This window comes from Kitasatospora sp. NPDC056731 (assembly GCF_040687675.1).
Taxonomy (GTDB): Bacteria; Actinomycetota; Actinomycetes; order Streptomycetales; family Streptomycetaceae; genus Kitasatospora.
This window is the reverse complement of record NZ_JBFBNR010000006.1, coordinates 228,866-246,747: the sequence shown is the minus strand read 5'-3', so window position 1 is coordinate 246,747 and position 17,882 is coordinate 228,866. Positions and strand designations below refer to the sequence as shown.

Below are 17,882 nucleotides of genomic sequence, written 5' to 3'. Positions count from 1 at the left end.
GGGCCCGTCCGACGGGATTCCCGCCGCGCCCGTCGGCCTTGCGAAGATAGTGATTGGCCACTAACTTTGCTCCCATGGCGAGGGCGAGCATGCGGATGAGTGCGGAGGAGCGGCGCGAGAGCGTCGTTCGCGCCGCAGTGATCGAATTCGCCAGGAGTGGCTACCGGGGGACGTCCACCGAGGCGATCGCCCGCCGGGTGGGTGTCTCGCAGCCGTACCTGTTCCGGCTGTTCCCCGGCAAGCAGGCGATCTTCACGGCCGCCGCCGAGCGCTGCATCGAGGAGACCTGGAAGGTCTTCGACGAGGCCTCGGTCGGGCTGACCGGGCCGGCGGCCGCCCAAGCGATGTCCGAGGCGTACCTGGGCCTGGTCGCGGACGGCGAGCAGCTCATGATGCAGATGCAGCTCTACGTCTCGGTGTTCGCGGCCCGGACGACCGGCGAGGACGAGATCGGGGAGACCGCCCGGAGGCTCTGGGAGGAGCTGTTCGAGCGGGTCAGGGGCCGGATCGGCGGTGACGTGCAGGGCACCGCGGAGTTCTTCGCGTACGGGATGCTGATCAACACGCTGGTGGCGCTGGGGTACCCCCGGGACCACCGGATCTGGAGCGGCCTGGGCTTCGGAGAGCACGGAGAGCACGGCGAGGGCGGGGAGTAGCGGGCCGCACGGTGGAGTCCGTGCGGCCTTTTTTCGGGCCTCGAAAGTTAGTGATCAATAACTATCTAAGACCCCTGGGGGGAAACCATGACGGAGAGAACGGAAGAACAGGGCCTGGGACGGCTCGGTGTCTGGACGCTGGTGATCACCAGCGTCGCGGGCTTCATGGCCAGCCTGGACAACCTGGTCGTCACCACCGCGCTGCCGTCCATCCGCGAGGACCTCGGCGGCGGGCTGTCCGACCTGGAGTGGACGGTCAGCGCCTACACCCTGTCCTTCGCCGTCCTGCTGATGTTCGGCGCCGCGCTCGGCGACCGGTTCGGCCGCCGCCGGATCTTCCTGGTCGGGCTCACGCTCTTCACCGTCGGCTCCGCCGCGGCCGCCCTCTCGCCGGGCATCGGCGCGCTGATCGCCGCCCGCGCCGTCCAGGGCGCCGGCGCCGCGGTCTCCATGCCGCTCACCCTCACCCTGCTCACCGCCGCGGTGCCGGCGGCCAGGCGGGGTCTGGCCTTCGGCATCTGGGCGGGCGTCAACGGCCTGGCCGTCGCCACCGGACCGCTGGTCGGCGGGACGCTCACCGAGCACTTCTCCTGGCAGTGGATCTTCTGGGTGAACGTCCCGGTCGGCCTCGTCCTGATCCCGCTCGCCGCCCTCAAGCTCCGCGAGAGCCGGGGCGCCAACCCGGCGCTGGACGTGGTCGGCACGATCCTGGTCAGCCTGGGCCTGTTCGGCGTCGTCCTCGGCCTGATCCGCGGCAACCCGAACGGCTGGACCAGCCCGCTGGTGCTCGGCTCCCTGATCGGCGGCGTCGCGCTGCTCACCGCCTTCGTGCTCTACGAGCAGCGCTGGGCCCGGCACCCGATGCTCCCGATGCGGCTGTTCCGCAGCCGGGCCTTCTCCGCCGTCAACGCCTCCGGCCTGCTGATGTTCCTCGGCATGTTCGGCTCGATCTTCCTGATCAGCCAGCACCTGCAGAGCGTGGGCGGCTACAGCCCGCAGGAGGCCGGCATCCGGATGCTCCCGTGGACCGGCATGCCGCTGATCGTCGCCCCGATCGCGGGCATCCTGGCCGACCGCTTCGGCGGCCGCCCGATCGTGGTCACCGGGCTGCTGCTGCAGGGCGCCGGCCTGGCGATGTACGCGGCGGTCACCAGCGGCAGCACCGGCTACGACTACGCCGCCGAGATCCCCGCCGTGGTGATCTGCGGCATCGGCATGTCGCTCTACTTCGCCCCGACCGCCGCCCTGGTGATGGACAGCGTCCGGCCGGAGGAGCAGGGCATCGCCTCCGGCGCCAACAACGCGCTGCGCGAGGTCGGCGGCGCGCTCGGCGTGGCCGTCCTCTCGGCGGTGTTCTCGGCGCAGGGCGGGTACACGTCGGAGCAGTCCTTCATCGACGGGCTGGTGCCCGCGCTGTACGTCGGCGCCGGGGTGGTGGCGGTCGCGGCGGTCTGCGCGTTCTTCCTCCCGCGCCGGGTGAAGCCCGCGGCCGTCGCCGACGAGCCGGCGGCCGTGGAGCCGGAGCAGGCCGGTGCCGAGCAGACCGGTGCCGAGCGGGCCGAGGACGCGGCGCCCGTCCACGCCGAGGCCTCGAAGGCCTGACCGGCCGATCCGGGTGCGGGTGCGGGGGCGGCCGGGCGGCCGCCCCCGCACCCGTACGCTGGTGGGCGTGCTGGTAGAAAACGACGCCCCCCTCGCCCCGCTGACCACGCTCCGGCTCGGCGGCCCGGCCCGCCGCCTGGTGACCGCCCACACCGACGACGAGGTGATCGCCGCCGTCCGCGCGGCCGACGAGGCCGGCGAGCCGCTGCTGGTCCTCGGCGGCGGTTCCAACCTGGTGATCGGCGACGCCGGCTTCCCCGGCACCGTGCTGCGGATCGCGACCACCGGCTTCGCCCTGGACGGCACCGTGCTGGAGCTGGCGGCCGGCGAGGTCTGGTCGGAGGCGGTCACCCGCGCGGTGCGCGAGCACGGCCTGGCGGGCGTCGAGTTCCTGGCCGGCATCCCCGGCTCGGCCGGTGCCACCCCGGTGCAGAACGTCGGCGCGTACGGCCAGGAGGTCGCCCAGTCGATCACCGAGGTGGTCGCCTACGACCGCACGGCCGGCGAGGTGGTCACGCTCCCCAACGCCGAGTGCGCGTTCTCCTACCGGCACAGCCGCTTCAAGGCCGAGCCGGACCGCTACGTGGTGCTGCGGGTGCGGTTCGCCCTGGCCGATCACGAGGGGCTCTCCACCCCGGTCAAGTACGCCGAGGTGGCCAGGCACTTCGGCGTCGAGCAGGGCGAGCGGGTGCCGCTGGAGCGGGCGCACGACGCGGTGCTGGGGCTGCGCTCCGGCAAGGGCATGGTGCTGGACCCGGCGGACCACGACACCTGGTCGGCCGGCTCCTTCTTCACCAACCCGGTGCTCACCGCCGCCCAGTACGAGTCCTTCCGGACCCGCCCGGGCACCGAGAACGCCCCCGCCTACCCGGCGCCGGAGGGCTGCACCAAGACCTCGGCCGCCTGGCTGATCGACCGGGCCGGTTTCGGCAAGGGCTACGGCAGCGGCCCGGCGACGCTCTCCACCAAGCACACCCTGGCGCTCACCAACCGCGGCGCGGCCACCGCCGAGGACCTGCTGGCGCTGGCCCGGGAGATCCGGGACGGCGTCCGCGAGGCCTTCGGGGTCGAGCTGGTGAACGAGCCGGTGATGATCGGCGTCAAGCTCTAGGCCTGGTCCACAAGGCACGCCTCAGGTGGCGCTGACCAGCCAGGTGTCGATGTCCGCCAGCAGCTCCTTGCGGACGGCCTCCGGTGCGCGCGAGCCGCGGACGGACTGCCGTGCCAGCTCGGCGAGTTCGGTGTCGCCGAAGCCGAGGACGTCGCGGGCCAGGTCGTACTGGGCGGCCAGCCGGCTGCCGAACAGCAGCGGGTCGTCCGCGCCCAGGGCCAGCGGCACGCCGGCGTCGAACAGCCGCCGCAGCGGGACGTCCTCGGGGCGCTCGTAGACGCCGAGCGAGACGTTCGAGGAGGGGCAGACCTCGCAGGTGATCTGGCGGTCCGCCAGCCGTTCCATCAGCCGGGGGTCCTCGGCGGCGCGGACGCCGTGGCCGATCCGGCCGGCGCCCAGGTCGTCCAGGCAGTCCCGGACGGATTCGGGCCCGGCCAGCTCGCCGCCGTGCGGGGCGGCCAGCAGCCCGCCCTTGCGGGCGATCTCGAAGGCCCGGTCGAAGTCCCGGGCGAGGCCGCGCCGCTCGTCGTTGGAGAGGCCGAAGCCGACCACGCCCTGGTCGGCGTACCGGACGGCGAGCCGGGCCAGCGTCCGGGCGTCCATCGGGGACTTCATCCGGTTCGCCGCGACCAGCACCCGGATGCCCACCCCGGTGGCCGTGGCGGCGTTCTCCACGGCGTCCAGGATCAGCTCCAGCGCGGGGATCAGCCCGCCCAGCCGGGGCGCGTACGAGGTCGGGTCGACCTGGATCTCCAGCCAGCGGGAGCCGTCCCGCCGCTCGTCCTGGGCGGTCTCCAGGACCAGCCGGCGGATGTCCTCCTCGTCCCGCAGCACCGAGCGGGCGGTGTCGTACAGGCGCTGGAAGCGGAACCAGCCGCGTTCGTCGGTGGCCCGCAGTTGCGGCGGCTCGCCGGAGCTGAGCGCCTCCGGCAGTCGGACGCCGTGCTTGTCGGCCAGCTCCAGCAGGGTGGCGGGCCGCATCGAGCCGGTGAAGTGCAGGTGCAGGTGGGCCTTCGGGAGGTCCCTGACGTCTCGCGGATTCAACAGGCGTTCCATTCGCCGATACTGCCGCATCGGACCCCCAAACGGGAACCGCCCTCCTTCCGTCCCCCGAAGGGGTGAAAGAGGGCGGTACCCGACGTGAAGCGCGGGTGTCAGCGGGTGTCAGCGAACTTCAGCGGGCGCCGGCGGGTGTCAGTCGCGGGCCTCGCCGAGCAGCTTCTGCAGCCGGCCGATGCCCTCGGCCAGGTCGGCGTCGCCGAGCGCGTAGGAGAACCGCAGGTAGCCGGGGGTGCCGAAGGCCTCGCCCGGGACGGCCGCGACCTCGGCCTCGTCCAGGATCAGCGAGGCCAGCTCGCCGGAGCTCTGCGGGCGGTGGCCGCGGATCTCCTTGCCCAGCAGGCCCTTGACGGACGGGTACACGTAGAACGCGCCCTCCGGCTCGGGGCAGTACACGCCCTCGATCTCGTTGAGCATCCGCACGATGGTCTTGCGGCGGCGGTCGAAGGCGGTGCGCATCTCGTGCACCGCGGCCAGGTCGCCGCTGACGGCGGCGATCGCGGCGCGCTGGGCGACGTTGGAGACGTTCGAGGTGGCGTGCGACTGCAGGTTGGTCGCGGCCTTGATGACGTCCTTGGGGCCGATCACCCAGCCCACCCGCCAGCCGGTCATCGCGTAGGTCTTGGCGACGCCGTTGACCACGATGCACTTGTCGGCCAGCTCGGGCAGCAGGGCCGGCAGCGAGGTGAAGGAGGCGTCGCCGTACACCAGGTGCTCGTAGATCTCGTCGGTGAGCACCCAGAGGCCGTGCTCCAGCGCCCAGCGGCCGATCGCCTCGGCCTCGGCCTCGGTGTACACCGCGCCGGTCGGGTTGGACGGCGAGACGAAGAGCACCACCTTGGTGTTCTCGGTGCGGGCGGCCTCCAGCTGCTCGACCGAGACCTTGTAACCGGTGGTCTCGTCGGTCACGACCTCCACCGGGACGCCGCCGGCGAGCTGGACCGACTCCGGGTAGGTGGTCCAGTACGGGGCCGGGACGATGACCTCGTCGCCCGGGTCCAGGATCGCGGCGAACGCCTCGTAGATCGCCTGCTTGCCGCCGTTGGTGACCAGCACCTGGGAGGCGTCCACCTCGTAGCCGGAGTCGCGCAGCGTCTTGGCGGCGATCGCGGACTTCAGCTCGGGCAGGCCACCCGCCGGGGTGTAGCGGTGGTTCTTCGGGTCGCGGCAGGCCTCGACGGCCGCCTCGACGATGTAGTCCGGGGTGGGGAAGTCGGGCTCGCCGGCTCCGAAGCCGATCACCGGCCGGCCGGCCGCCTTGAGGGCCTTGGCCTTGGCGTCCACGGCGAGGGTCGCGGACTCGGCGATCGCACCGATCCGGGCGGAGACCCGGCGGTCGGCGGGGCGGATGGAACGGTCGGGCTGCGGGGTGGAAGCGCTCATGCCTGCATCGTCGCAGAACCGGGACGGACCGGGCATCGTGGTTTCACCATCCGTACGGGACCGTCCACATGGCGGCGCCCGCCGATCCGCCGGTGATCATGCGGGCATGCCGGACATATGCCGGACAACCGGTGCCCCCGGAAGAAGAGGTTCGACCAAACACCCCTCGACCACGTATGCTCACTGCTCGACGGCCCGCCGAAAAAGAACCGGAGCTTCACCAGCTGTGCAGACAGCGGGGGGAGATGCGGTAGGTTGGTCGCTACGGAGTCGCGAGACCCCGTAGGGCAATAGCTCAATTGGTAGAGCACCGGTCTCCAAAACCGGCGGTTGGGGGTTCAAGTCCCTCTTGCCCTGCTGCTTGATCCGTTTTCAGCCCGTTCGCTCCGCAGAGCGAGCGGGCTTGATGCGGAGAGGGCTCCGAATCAGCACCGCTTGTAGCCGGCCGTTCGTGCCCCATCGGGCGCGAGCCGCTCGGCCGGACCCGGATTCAGGTGAGGACGAGTGACGGAGACCACGGGCTCCACCGCAACGCCTGAGAGCGGCAACCCCGAGGGGGCCGACGGCGCTGCCGACACCACGCCCGCCGAGGGCGAGGACAAGTCGCTCTCGCGCCGCGAGCGCAAGCGCGCCGCCCGCGCCGGTGAGAAGAAGTCCGGCAAGCGCGGCAAGATGGGCCCGTTCGCCCGAATCGGCCTGTTCTACCGCCAGATCATCGCCGAGCTGCGCAAGGTCGTCTGGCCCACCCGCAGCGAGCTCACCCAGTACACGACCGTCGTCGTCGTGTTCGTGGTGGTCGTGATGGGCTTCGTGGCCGGCCTCGACTACGGCCTCTCCAAGCTGAGCCTCCTGGTCTTCGGCTGACCTGGCCGTCCCACCTCCGTAGCAGTCTCCCGACCCGGGCCGAATCTTCGGCCCGGGTCGTGCTGTCTGCGCCGGACGTACGCGGCCGCTACCGTGGACTCGGTACTGTTGAAGTCTCCGAGTCCTCTCCTGGCGCCCGCGCGAGCGGCAGCCCGCCGGAGCCGGCCCCGGAGCGCGCCACCTTCACCATCTCCAGGAAAGAAGCAGCCACCGTGTCTGAGTCCCCCCTGTACGACGCCGACGAGACCGTCCGCGAGGCGGATGTCGCCGCCGAGCTGGACGCGGCCGAGCTGGCTGACGAAGCCGAGTCCGCCGAGCAGATCGTTGACGCCGTGGACGGCGACGAGGACGAGGTCGAGGCGCACGACGAGGCCGAGGCCGGCGAGCCCGCCGAGGAGGCGGCGCTGCACGTGGAGGACGACGTGGAGCCCGCCGACGAGGAGACCGAGGCCGACGCCGAGGACGCCGACGCCGAGGCCGAGGAGGTCGTCGAGGTCGACCCGGTCGCCAAGTTCCGCGAGGACCTGCGCTTCATGCCGGGCGAGTGGTACGTGATCCACACCTACGCCGGCTACGAGAACCGGGTGAAGCAGAACCTGGAGCAGCGCGCCGTCTCGCTGAACGTCGAGGAGTACATCTTCCAGGCCGAGGTGCCGCAGGAGGAGGTCGTCCAGATCAAGAACGGCGACCGCAAGACCATCCGCCAGAACAAGCTCCCCGGCTACGTCCTGGTGCGCATGGACCTCACCCCCGAGTCCTGGGGCGTCGTGCGCAACACCCCCGGTGTCACCGGCTTCGTCGGCAACGCCTACGACCCGTACCCGCTGACCCTGGACGAGGTCGTCAAGATGCTCGCCCCGGACGTCGAGCGCCAGGCGGCCAAGGAGGCCGGCAAGCCCTCGCCGATCAAGCCGAGCGAGATCCAGGTGCTGGACTTCGAGGTCGGCGACTCGGTCACCGTCACCGACGGTCCGTTCGCGACGCTGCAGGCGACCATCAACGAGATCAACCCCGACTCGAAGAAGGTCAAGGGCCTGGTCGAGATCTTCGGCCGGGAGACCCCGGTCGAGCTCTCCTTCGACCAGATCCAGAAGAACTAGTCCCACAATCTTCGGATCCGGGGCGGGGCCGAGGGCCCTGCCCCGGATCCGTTTTGGTCCAGCGGCGCTAAGGCGTTAGCCTGGTTCGATGTGTGTGTTGGCGGCCGGGTGTCGCCCCGGTTCCGCACACACCAGCACTCACCTCTCGGAAGGACCCGGAGAGACATGCCTCCCAAGAAGAAGAAGGTCACGGGGCTTATCAAGCTCCAGATCAACGCCGGTGCGGCCAACCCGGCGCCGCCGGTCGGCCCCGCGCTGGGCCAGCACGGCGTCAACATCATGGAGTTCTGCAAGGCCTACAACGCTGCGACCGAGTCGCAGCGCGGCATGATCGTGCCGGTGGAGATCACGGTCTACGACGACCGTTCCTTCACCTTCATCACGAAGACGCCGCCGGCCGCGCGCCTCATCCTGAAGGCCGCCGGTGTGGACAAGGGCTCCAGCGAGCCGCACAAGACCAAGGTCGCCAAGCTCACCAGCGCCCAGGTCCGCGACATCGCCACCACCAAGATGCCCGACCTGAACGCCAACGACCTGGACGCGGCGGAGAAGATCATCGCCGGCACCGCCCGGTCGATGGGCATCACCGTCGAGGGCTGACCAGCTCTTTTCGTCCCTGTGGTAGGGCCTGCGCAGGCCCGTGATACCACGACTCCCATCACCATTCAGGAGCAGCAGTGAAGCGCAGCAAGGCTCTGAAGGCCGCGGACGCTCAGGTCGACCGCGACCGCCTCTACGCCCCCCTCGAGGCCATCCGCCTCGCCAAGGCGACCAGCACCACCAAGTTCGACGGCACCGTCGAGGTCGCCATGCGTCTGGGCGTCGACCCGCGCAAGGCCGACCAGATGGTCCGCAGCACCGTGATCCTCCCGCACGGCACCGGTAAGACCGCTCGGGTCCTGGTCTTCGCGACCGGTGACCGTGCCGAGGCCGCGCGTGCTGCGGGCGCCGACATCGTCGGCTCCGACGAGCTGATCAACGAGGTCGCCAAGGGCCGCCTGGACTTCGACGCCGTCGTCGCCACCCCGGACCTCATGGGCAAGGTCGGCCGCCTCGGCCGCGTGCTCGGTCCCCGTGGTCTGATGCCGAACCCGAAGACCGGCACCGTGACCCCGGACGTCGCCAAGGCTGTCAACGACATCAAGGGCGGCAAGATCGAGTTCCGCGTCGACAAGCACTCGAACCTGCACTTCATCATCGGTAAGGCCTCCTTCACCGACGAGCAGCTGGTCGAGAACTACGCCGCCGCGCTGGACGAGGTGCTCCGCGCCAAGCCGTCCGCCGCCAAGGGCCGCTACATCAAGAAGACCGCCATCAGCACCACGATCGGCCCCGGCATCCTCGTGGACCCGAACCGCACCCGCAACCTCTTCGTCGAAGAGGACCCGGCCGCGGTCTGAGCCGATCGGCTCTGAAGCAGTCTGTACAGCGGGCCCGTACCCCCTTCACCGGGGGTGCGGGCCCGCCGTCGTTTCCGGATCGGGACAGGGGTGGATGGGAACGGTTGCCCGAAGCGTCGTACGCTCTGCCGGTCAGATCATGTGCAGAACGTGTGACCGTCGGAGCGTGCCGTGCCGCCCACCCTTCGCCCCGCCGCCGCGGTGGCCACCCTGCTGCTGATCGGTGCCACCACCGGGTGCAGCCTGCTGGCCGCCCCGGGAACCCGTACCCCCGACGGCGACCCCGCGCCCGTACCGCCCCGCCAGGTGGTGCTCGCCGCCGCCCAGGCGCTGGACGACGCCGGCGGCGCCCGGATCGACGTGGTCGAGGAGGGCCCGGCCGGCCGCCGCACCGCGAGCGGCACCCTGGTCTGGGGCTCCCGGGACGAGGGCGCCCTGAGCGTCACTGACGAGCAGGGCGCCGGGCAGCTGACCCTGCGGGACGGCGCACTCGACCTCAGCTACCAGGGCGCCCCGCCCAAGCACGCGGACCGGGACGGCGCCGAGTCGCTCGATCCGCGGGCGACCACCGGCCCGGGCGGCTACGCGGGTGGCTGGATGACCGCACTGGTCACCAGCCCGGGCAGCCGCGCGTACAAGATCGCGCAGGCCGGGAAGTTCGGTTCGCTCGGCGGCGAGCAGCTGGCCGGGATGACCGTGGCGCACTACCAGGGCTCCACGCCGGTGGCCGAATACTTCGGCGCGGACCAGGAGTTGACCCCCGCGCGGCTCGCCGCGGTGGTCGACTGGTACCGCCGGCGAGGGGTGTCGGCGATCGGCTACGACGTCTGGGTCGGGCCCGACGAGCGGCTGCTGAGACTGCGTGAGACGGCCCGGGGGAGCGACGGCACCACGGTGACCACGACGGATGTCTCGACCCCCGGAGAAGGCGACGCGCCCCCTGCCGCGGCCGGCTGACGGGAGGCGGCTGTCCGGCGCGTGGGGGATCTGGCGATCCGTTAGAGTCCGCGTGAGAAGAAGCCGAAAATCGGTTCTTCATCGGATCGTTCGGATCTCACGGGGGACTCCATGCGCGCTGCGCGCCTCGCCTCGACCGTCGTCATCGCGGCCGTGCTGATCGGTGCCGTCACCGCCTGCGGCAGCAAGGGCGGCGACGCCAAGAGCGGCGACGCGGCGGCCGCGGCGCTGACCGGAGACCCCAAGGCCGCGCTGGCCGCCTCCGCCCTGGTGATGCAGAAGGCCGGCAACGGCAAGGTCACCATGGTCTCCCCGGACGGCTCGACCCACACCGCGGGCAGCGGCGACGCCGACTGGAAGGACCCGAACCGGACGGCCGTCGACCTGACGGGCGAGGTCGAGACCAAGAAGATCCGGTTCCGGGTGATCGGGACCGACGGCTACCTCGGCGGCGGTGACACCGAGGCCGCCGCCATGGGCGGCAAGCACTGGATCAAGCTGCCCGCCTCGAACGAACTCGGCAACGGCGTCCTGCTGATGAGCCAGCTGCTCAACCCGGTCGCCCAGCTCGGGCTCGCCGCACAGAGCGGCAAGCCCGCCAAGGTCGGCCAGGAGAGCCTCGACGGCGTCCAGGTCACCCACCTGCGGGCGGTCGAGGAGGCCTCCGCCATGGTGGCCGCCATGCCGGCGCTCACGGCCGACCAGCGCACGGCCGTCCAGAAGTCCCTGGAAGAGGACGGCAGGACCCTCACCATCGACTTCTGGCTCAACGGCCGGCAGGAACTCGTCCAGTACCAGGAGTACGGGGACAAGAACGGCGAGCACGACGCCGTCACCGTCAAGTACGCGGACCTCGGCAAGGCCGCGAAGATCGACGCCCCCGCCGCCACCGACCTCGGCAGCGAGACCGACCTCCTCAAACTGCTCGGCTGATCCGCCGAGCCCGCGCACCGGAGCCGACGAGGCTCCCGCCGTACCGAACGACTGACCCCCGGGGCACAGAACGGCAAGTCCACCGTCCTCTACTCGGACTACGGCGCGCCGGTCACCGCCGCAGTGCCGGACGCGGCCGACACGGTGGAACCGGCCGAGCTGGCGAAGCTCGGCAAGGGGGGCGCCACCGGCTGATCCGGGTCAGGGTGGCAAGGTGGCCGGAACGAAAGCCGCCGGCGCGGCGCCCGGGCGAGAGGGGACCAGACGATGGCGGGACGACGGCGGTTGGCGGCGCTGGCCGCGGTCGTCCTGCTGGCGAGCGGGCTGGCCGGATGCGGCGGGGGTGGCGGCGCGCCGTCCACGCCCTCCGGCAGCCCGAGCCCGACCAGCTCCTCGTCGACCGAGGCGGCCAAGCCCAGCGACCGCTCGCCGCACGGCGTCCTGGTCTCCGCCCAGCTGGCCATGCAGACCGCCCGCCGGGCCAAGGTCAGCTACCGGCTGGGAGCGGACGCCGGGGCCGGGCCGCTGTTCTGGCAGCCCAAGACGGCGCTCCAGATCAAACGCTCCACCCCGGCCGACGCCGAGCAGCTGATCGTCGTGGACACCGTCGCCTACCAGGGCGGTGACGCCGCCACCGCGGCCCGCCAGGGTGGCCGGCACTGGGAGCGCTTCTCCGTCCCGCCGGACCCGGACGGCCACCGGGAGGTCCCGTACGCGGGGCTGATCGACCTGCTGAACCCGGTCGAGGCGCTGGCCGCCGCCACCGCCGACGGGGTGGACCCCCGGTTCATCGGCGAGGAGAGGTTCGACGACTCGACGGTCGAGCACTACCGGATCACCACCACCGCCGAGCGCTACGCCGCCGCCCAGACCCAGCTGACCCAGGCCCGCCGGGACGGCCTGCGGGCCGCGCTGGCCCCCGGCGGCTCGATCTCGCTCACCGTGGACCTCTGGCTCAACGACAAGGACCAACTGGTCCGGCTCCAGCGCACCGGCAGTGGTGACAGCGGCCGGGCGGACGACTCGGTGCTCTACTCCGACTTCGCCGGCGCCCTGCTCTCGGTGCAGGCCCCGGCCGAGACGGACACCGTGGACACCGGCCCCCGGACGGTCTCCCCGCTGGCCCGCTGAGCCCCGCGCGGGCGCGGCCGGCCCGGCGGGCATCGGCCGTTCAGGGGCGATTTGCCCCGGACGGCGGAGTCCGGTTACTGTTACCGAAGCCAAAGACCGCTGGTTGTCACCGTGCTCGCGAGGGTTCGGTGGCCGAAGGATCTGCGCTTCGTCGCAGGCAGCCCGCGCAGGTGTGTCTGGAGCTTCGACTTCCGGGTCCGCGTTCGCGCGAACATCCGTTGAGGTCGTTTCGAGCCCCGTGCGCCCTGCGCATCGGGGCTCATCTGCTTTCCGCAGGCTTTCCTTCCGTCCGGTTGGTTCGAGGCGTGAATGGTCGACTTTCGCGGTCGGCCGGATTTCGACATCACGGAAGGAGGCGTAAGCCTATGGCAAGGCCCGACAAGGCTGCTGCCGTCGCCGAGATCACGGACAAGTTCCGTGGCTCTTCCGCGGCGCTGCTGACTGAGTACCGCGGTCTCTCGGTGAAGCAGGTCAAGACCCTGCGTCGCTCGCTCGGCGGGAACGCCGAGTACGCCGTGGTGAAGAACACGCTGACCAAGATCGCGGCCAACGAGGCCGGGATTTCGGAGCTCGACGACCTGTTCAACGGTCCGACGGCTGTCGCCTTCGTCACCGGTGACCCGGTGGAGTCGGCGAAGGCTCTGCGTGACTTCGCCAAGGAGAACCCCGCTCTCATCATCAAGGGCGGTGTCCTTGACGGTAAGGCGCTGTCCGCCGATGAGATCAAGAAGCTCGCGGACCTCGAGTCCCGCGAGGTGCTGCTCGCCAAGCTGGCGGGTGCCCTGAAGGCCAAGCAGTCCCAGGCTGCCGCGCTCTTCCAGGCCCTGCCGTCGAAGCTCGTCCGCACTGTGGACGCGCTGCGCGACAAGGTCGAGCAGGGCGGTGCCGGTACGCCGGCTCCCGCCGCCGAGGACGCCGCCGCCGAGTAATCGGCAGGCTCACGCCTCGCTGCGGGCCCGTGCCCGCCCCACCCGTACATACGGCATCACCTGCCGATTTAGTGGAAGGACGCCATCATGGCGAAGCTGTCCCAGGACGAGCTGCTCGCGCAGTTCGAGGACCTCACCCTCATCGAGCTCGCTGGCTTCGTGAAGGCCTTCGAGGAGAAGTTCGACGTCACCGCCGCCGCCCCGGTCGCCGTTGCCGCCGCCGGTGGCCCGGCCGCCGTTGAGGCCGTCGAGGAGCAGGACGAGTTCGACGTCATCCTCGATGGTGCCGGCGACAAGAAGATCCAGGTCATCAAGGAGGTGCGCACCCTGACCTCCCTCGGCCTGAAGGAGGCCAAGGACCTCGTTGACACCGCTGGTGCCAAGGTCCTGGAGAAGGTTGCCAAGGACGTTGCCGAGAAGGCCAAGGCCGCCCTCGAGGGTGCCGGCGCCAAGGTCACCGTCAAGTGACTTCTCGCCCCCTCTGAGGGGGCCTGAAGCCGGGCCGATCACCCTTGTGGGTGGTCGGCCCGGCTTTTTCGCGTTTCCGGCCCTGGGCGGCCCTGGAAGGCCCTGGGACCGGTCCGCGGCCGGGACGCGCCGGTGTGGCCGAGAGCCCACTCGGCAGCGTCGGTGCGGACGGGTATGGTGATCACCGTCATGGACGGTGGCCCCCACCACGGCTTCTGTAACGCCGGGGGGCGTCCGGCCGATGGACGGGTCGAGGTCCGCACCGCCTGCGGGCCCTTGACGAACCCGGCGAGGCGCGCGATTCTCAAGGCGCGAGTCCGCCCGGTTGGTTTGCCACTGGATGCATAACCAGTGGCTCAGGCGGGAAATGACTCCACGTGAGTTATGGGGCCCGGGCAGTGCCCGGGCCGGTGCAGTACCCGGTGGGCGTTCGCGTCCGCCGGCTACCGGGAGGAGTCTCCGATTCGGTTTCCGAATCAGAGCTGGACAGCAGTGTGCCCTTTGGCTACACTGTCCCTTTGCGCTGCCTGTTAGCTGCTCCGTGACTCGTCGCCCGGAGTTTGCGTTGCCCTGAAGGGGTCTGGCATCGCCTCCGCAAAGCGGCTCTGACCTGGGTTTCGATCCCGGCGGAGGCCAGTGGCGAGGGAGGCGGGACCAAGCCCGTGAAGGCCCGGCTGGTACGCGCGTAGTGAGCTCCGAGCCCTCGGAAGGACCCCCCTCTTGGCCGCGCCGCGCAACGCCTCGAACAATTCCGCCGCATCCACCGCCCCGCTCCGCGTCTCCTTCGCGAAGATCAAGGAGCCCCTCGAGGTCCCCAACCTCCTGGCCCTGCAGACCGAGAGCTTTGACTGGCTGCTCGGCAATGCGGCCTGGAAGTCCCGGGTCGAGGCGGCGCTGGAGAACGGTCAGGACGTCCCCACCAAGTCCGGTCTGGAGGAGATCTTCGAGGAGATCTCCCCGATCGAGGACTTCAGTGGGTCGATGTCGCTGACCTTCCGCGACCACCGTTTCGAGCCGCCGAAGAACTCGATTGACGAGTGCAAGGACCGCGACTTCACGTTCGCGGCTCCGCTCTTCGTCACGGCCGAGTTCACCAACAACGAGACCGGTGAGATCAAGTCTCAGACGGTCTTCATGGGCGACTTCCCGCTCATGACCCACAAGGGCACGTTCGTGATCAACGGCACCGAGCGTGTCGTCGTGTCGCAGCTGGTCCGCTCCCCGGGCGTGTACTTCGACTCCACCCTGGACAAGGTGTCCGACAAGGACATCTACTCCTGCAAGGTCATCCCCTCGCGTGGTGCCTGGCTGGAGATGGAGATCGACAAGCGCGACATGGTCGGCGTCCGCATCGACCGCAAGCGCAAGCAGTCCGTCACCGTGCTGCTCAAGGCGCTCGGCTGGACCAACGAGATGATTCTCGAGGAGTTCGGCGAGTACGAGTCCATGCGCAACACCCTGGAGAAGGACCACACCCAGGGCCAGGACGACGCGCTTCTGGACATCTACCGCAAGCTGCGTCCTGGCGAGCCGCCGACGCGCGAGGCCGCGCAGACGCTTCTGGAGAACCTGTACTTCAACCCGAAGCGCTACGACCTCGCCAAGGTGGGCCGCTACAAGGTCAACCGGAAGCTGGGCAACGCCGAGTCGCTGGACTCCGGCGTGCTCACCGAGCCCGACATCATCGGTGCGATCAAGTACCTGGTGAAGCTGCACGCCGGTGAGACCGAGTGGAACGACCAGACCGGTCGCGACATCGTGGTCGAGGTCGACGACATCGACCACTTCGGCAACCGTCGCCTGCGCAACGTCGGCGAGCTCATCCAGAACCAGGTCCGTACGGGTCTCGCCCGTATGGAGCGCGTCGTGCGCGAGCGCATGACCACCCAGGACGTCGAGGCGATCACGCCGCAGACCCTGATCAACATCCGGCCGGTCGTCGCCTCCATCAAGGAGTTCTTCGGCACCAGCCAGCTGTCGCAGTTCATGGACCAGACGAACCCGCTGTCGGGCCTGACCCACAAGCGCCGTCTGTCCGCCCTCGGCCCCGGTGGTCTCTCCCGTGAGCGCGCCGGCTTCGAGGTCCGTGACGTGCACCCCTCGCACTACGGGCGCATGTGTCCGATCGAGACCCCCGAAGGCCCGAACATCGGTCTGATCGGGTCGCTGGCCTCGTACGGCCGGGTCAACGCCTTCGGCTTCATCGAGACCCCGTACCGCAAGGTCATCGAGGGTGTCGTCACGGAGCAGGTCGACTACCTCACGGCCGACGAGGAGGACCGCTACGTCATCGCGCAGGCCAACGCCCCGCTGACGGCGGAGCTGACCTTCGCCGAGCCGCGTGTCCTGGTCCGCCGCCGTGGCGGCGAGATCGACTACATCCCGGGCACCGAGATCGACTACATGGACGTCTCGCCGCGCCAGATGGTGTCGGTCGCGACCGCCATGATCCCGTTCCTCGAGCACGACGACGCCAACCGCGCGCTCATGGGCTCGAACATGATGCGCCAGGCGGTGCCGCTGCTGAAGAGCGAGGCTCCGCTGGTCGGTACCGGCATGGAGTACCGCTGCGCCGTCGACGCCGCGGACGTCATCACCGCCGAGAAGGCCGGTGTCGTCCAGGAGGTCTCGGCCGACTACGTCACCGTCGCCAACGACGACGGCACGTACACCACGTACCGCGCCGCCAAGTTCACCCGCTCCAACCAGGGCACCGCCTTCAACCAGAAGGTGCTCGTGGACGAGGGCGCCCGGGTCGAGTCCGGCCAGGTGCTGGCCGACGGCCCGTGCACCGACGAGGGCGAGATGGCCCTCGGCAAGAACCTGCTCGTGGCGTTCATGTCGTGGGAGGGTCACAACTACGAGGACGCGATCATCCTGTCGCAGCGCCTCGTGCAGGACGACGTCCTCTCCTCGATCCACATCGAGGAGCACGAGGTCGACGCCCGTGACACCAAGCTCGGCCCCGAGGAGATCACCCGGGACATCCCGAACGTCTCCGAGGAGGTCCTCGCCGACCTCGACGAGCGCGGCATCATCCGCATCGGCGCCGACGTCGTCACCGGCGACATCCTGGTCGGCAAGGTCACGCCCAAGGGCGAGACCGAGCTGACCCCGGAGGAGCGCCTGCTCCGCGCGATCTTCGGTGAGAAGGCCCGTGAGGTCCGCGACACCTCGCTGAAGGTGCCGCACGGTGAGTCCGGCAAGGTCATCGGCGTCCGCGTCTTCGACCGCGAAGAGGGCGACGAGCTGCCCCCGGGCGTGAACCAGCTGGTCCGCGTCTACGTGGCCCAGAAGCGCAAGATCACCAACGGTGACAAGCTCGCCGGCCGTCACGGCAACAAGGGCGTCATCTCGAAGATCCTGCCGGTCGAGGACATGCCGTTCCTGGAGGACGGCACCCCGGTCGACATCATCCTCAACCCGCTGGGTGTCCCGTCCCGAATGAACCCGGGACAGGTCCTGGAGATCCACCTCGGGTGGCTCGCCAAGCAGGGCTGGGACGTCTCCGGCCTCGCCGACGAGTGGGCCCAGCGCCTCCAGGCGATCGGCGCCGACACCGTCCAGGGCGGCACCAACCTCGCCACCCCGGTCTTCGACGGCGCCCGCGAGGACGAGATCACCGGCCTGCTGGACAACACCACCCTCACCCGTGACGGTGAGCGCCTGGTGAACTCCACCGGCAAGGCCCGGCTGTTCGACGGCCGCTCCGGCGAGCCGTTCCCGATGCCGGTCTCGGTCGGCTACATGTACATCCTCAAGCTGCACCACCTGGTCGACGACAAGCTGCACGCCCGTTCGACCGGTCCGTACTCGATGATCACCCAGCAGCCGCTCGGTGGTAAGGCGCAGTTCGGTGGTCAGCGCTTCGGTGAGATGGAGGTGTGGGCCCTTGAGGCGTACGGCGCTGCTTACGCGCTGCAGGAGCTGCTCACCATCAAGTCCGACGACGTCCTCGGCCGTGTGAAGGTCTACGAGGCCATCGTCAAGGGCGAGAACATCCCCGAGCCCGGCATTCCCGAGTCCTTCAAGGTCCTCATCAAGGAAATGCAGTCGCTCTGCCTCAACGTGGAGGTGCTGTCCTCGGACGGCCAGTCCATCGAGATGCGGGACTCCGACGAGGACGTGTTCCGCGCCGCCGAGGAGCTCGGCATTGACCTGTCCCGGCGCGAGCCGAGCAGCGTCGAAGAGGTCTGACGGAGGTTGGGCCGGCTGCCCGAGCAGCCGGCCCGCCCCCAGGCCCCCCTCAGACCACATGAACGACTCTCGACTTACGAAAGAGGGCTTGA

15 protein-coding genes and 1 tRNA gene are annotated in these 17,882 nt (G+C 70.1%); 14 read left to right on the top strand and 2 right to left on the bottom strand.

Translation table 11 applies throughout. The features are described 5' to 3' along the window. Window positions 1–74 precede the first annotated feature (74 nt). From AB0R04_RS08980 to AB0R04_RS08970, 3 genes are all read left to right on the top strand, one after another. A complete protein-coding gene (locus AB0R04_RS08980; RefSeq protein WP_363369373.1) occupies window positions 75–656 on the top strand; it encodes a TetR/AcrR family transcriptional regulator in 582 nt (193 codons plus the stop codon). 87 nt (window positions 657–743) lie between these two features. Further along, window positions 744–2,258 carry an MFS transporter gene (locus AB0R04_RS08975; protein ID WP_063348928.1) on the top strand — a complete coding sequence of 505 codons (1,515 nt, stop codon included), beginning with the start codon at window positions 744–746 and terminating at the stop codon, window positions 2,256–2,258. A 67-nt stretch (window positions 2,259–2,325) separates the two neighbouring features. After that, the gene (locus AB0R04_RS08970; protein ID WP_363369371.1) at window positions 2,326–3,369 is read left to right on the top strand and encodes a UDP-N-acetylmuramate dehydrogenase; all 1,044 of its coding nucleotides are present in this window, start codon (window positions 2,326–2,328) and stop codon (window positions 3,367–3,369) included. A gap of 21 nt (window positions 3,370–3,390) precedes the next feature. Here the strand turns inward: AB0R04_RS08970 and AB0R04_RS08965 are convergent, their stop codons facing one another. Continuing rightward, window positions 3,391–4,425: an adenosine deaminase gene (locus AB0R04_RS08965; protein ID WP_363369370.1), complete on the bottom strand. Its 1,035-nt coding sequence runs from the start codon at window positions 4,423–4,425 to the stop codon at window positions 3,391–3,393. A gap of 138 nt (window positions 4,426–4,563) precedes the next feature. Continuing rightward, on the bottom strand, window positions 4,564–5,811 hold the full coding sequence (locus AB0R04_RS08960) for a pyridoxal phosphate-dependent aminotransferase (RefSeq protein WP_063348929.1): 1,248 nt from the start codon (window positions 5,809–5,811) through the stop codon (window positions 4,564–4,566). A 284-nt stretch (window positions 5,812–6,095) separates the two neighbouring features. On the opposite strand from AB0R04_RS08960, the gene AB0R04_RS08955 reads away from it, so the two are divergent. The 11 genes from AB0R04_RS08955 to rpoB all read left to right on the top strand — a co-directional run bounded on the left by AB0R04_RS08955 (window position 6,096) and on the right by rpoB (window position 17,790). Then, window positions 6,096–6,168 (top strand) — tRNA-Trp (locus AB0R04_RS08955). Window positions 6,169–6,315: 147 nt separating this feature from the next. Beyond that, complete coding sequence (secE, locus tag AB0R04_RS08950) at window positions 6,316–6,675, top strand: preprotein translocase subunit SecE (protein ID WP_363369366.1); 360 nt, start codon at window positions 6,316–6,318, stop codon at window positions 6,673–6,675. Window positions 6,676–6,887: 212 nt separating this feature from the next. Next, window positions 6,888–7,775, top strand: coding sequence for a transcription termination/antitermination protein NusG (gene nusG, locus AB0R04_RS08945; protein ID WP_363369364.1), 888 nt, complete (start codon window positions 6,888–6,890; stop codon window positions 7,773–7,775). Window positions 7,776–7,940: 165 nt separating this feature from the next. Then, window positions 7,941–8,375, top strand: coding sequence for a 50S ribosomal protein L11 (gene rplK, locus AB0R04_RS08940; protein ID WP_063348931.1), 435 nt, complete (start codon window positions 7,941–7,943; stop codon window positions 8,373–8,375). A 77-nt stretch (window positions 8,376–8,452) separates the two neighbouring features. After that, complete coding sequence (gene rplA / locus AB0R04_RS08935; RefSeq protein WP_363369362.1) at window positions 8,453–9,175, top strand: 50S ribosomal protein L1; 723 nt, start codon at window positions 8,453–8,455, stop codon at window positions 9,173–9,175. Between the two features lie 171 nt (window positions 9,176–9,346). Beyond that, window positions 9,347–10,132: a hypothetical protein gene (locus tag AB0R04_RS08930; protein WP_363369360.1), complete on the top strand. Its 786-nt coding sequence runs from the start codon at window positions 9,347–9,349 to the stop codon at window positions 10,130–10,132. 111 nt (window positions 10,133–10,243) lie between these two features. Further along, the gene (locus AB0R04_RS08925) at window positions 10,244–11,065 is read left to right on the top strand and encodes a hypothetical protein (RefSeq protein ID WP_363369358.1); all 822 of its coding nucleotides are present in this window, start codon (window positions 10,244–10,246) and stop codon (window positions 11,063–11,065) included. A gap of 267 nt (window positions 11,066–11,332) precedes the next feature. Beyond that, window positions 11,333–12,196: a hypothetical protein gene (locus AB0R04_RS08920; protein ID WP_363369356.1), complete on the top strand. Its 864-nt coding sequence runs from the start codon at window positions 11,333–11,335 to the stop codon at window positions 12,194–12,196. Window positions 12,197–12,561: 365 nt separating this feature from the next. Next, window positions 12,562–13,125 (top strand): 50S ribosomal protein L10, encoded by a 564-nt coding sequence (gene rplJ, locus AB0R04_RS08915; protein WP_363369354.1) that lies wholly within the window; start codon window positions 12,562–12,564, stop codon window positions 13,123–13,125. 84 nt (window positions 13,126–13,209) lie between these two features. Continuing rightward, the gene (gene rplL, locus AB0R04_RS08910; RefSeq protein ID WP_208869184.1) at window positions 13,210–13,593 is read left to right on the top strand and encodes a 50S ribosomal protein L7/L12; all 384 of its coding nucleotides are present in this window, start codon (window positions 13,210–13,212) and stop codon (window positions 13,591–13,593) included. A 720-nt stretch (window positions 13,594–14,313) separates the two neighbouring features. Beyond that, window positions 14,314–17,790 (top strand): DNA-directed RNA polymerase subunit beta, encoded by a 3,477-nt coding sequence (gene rpoB / locus AB0R04_RS08905; RefSeq protein ID WP_063348939.1) that lies wholly within the window; start codon window positions 14,314–14,316, stop codon window positions 17,788–17,790. The last annotated feature ends 92 nt before the right edge of the window (window positions 17,791–17,882 follow it).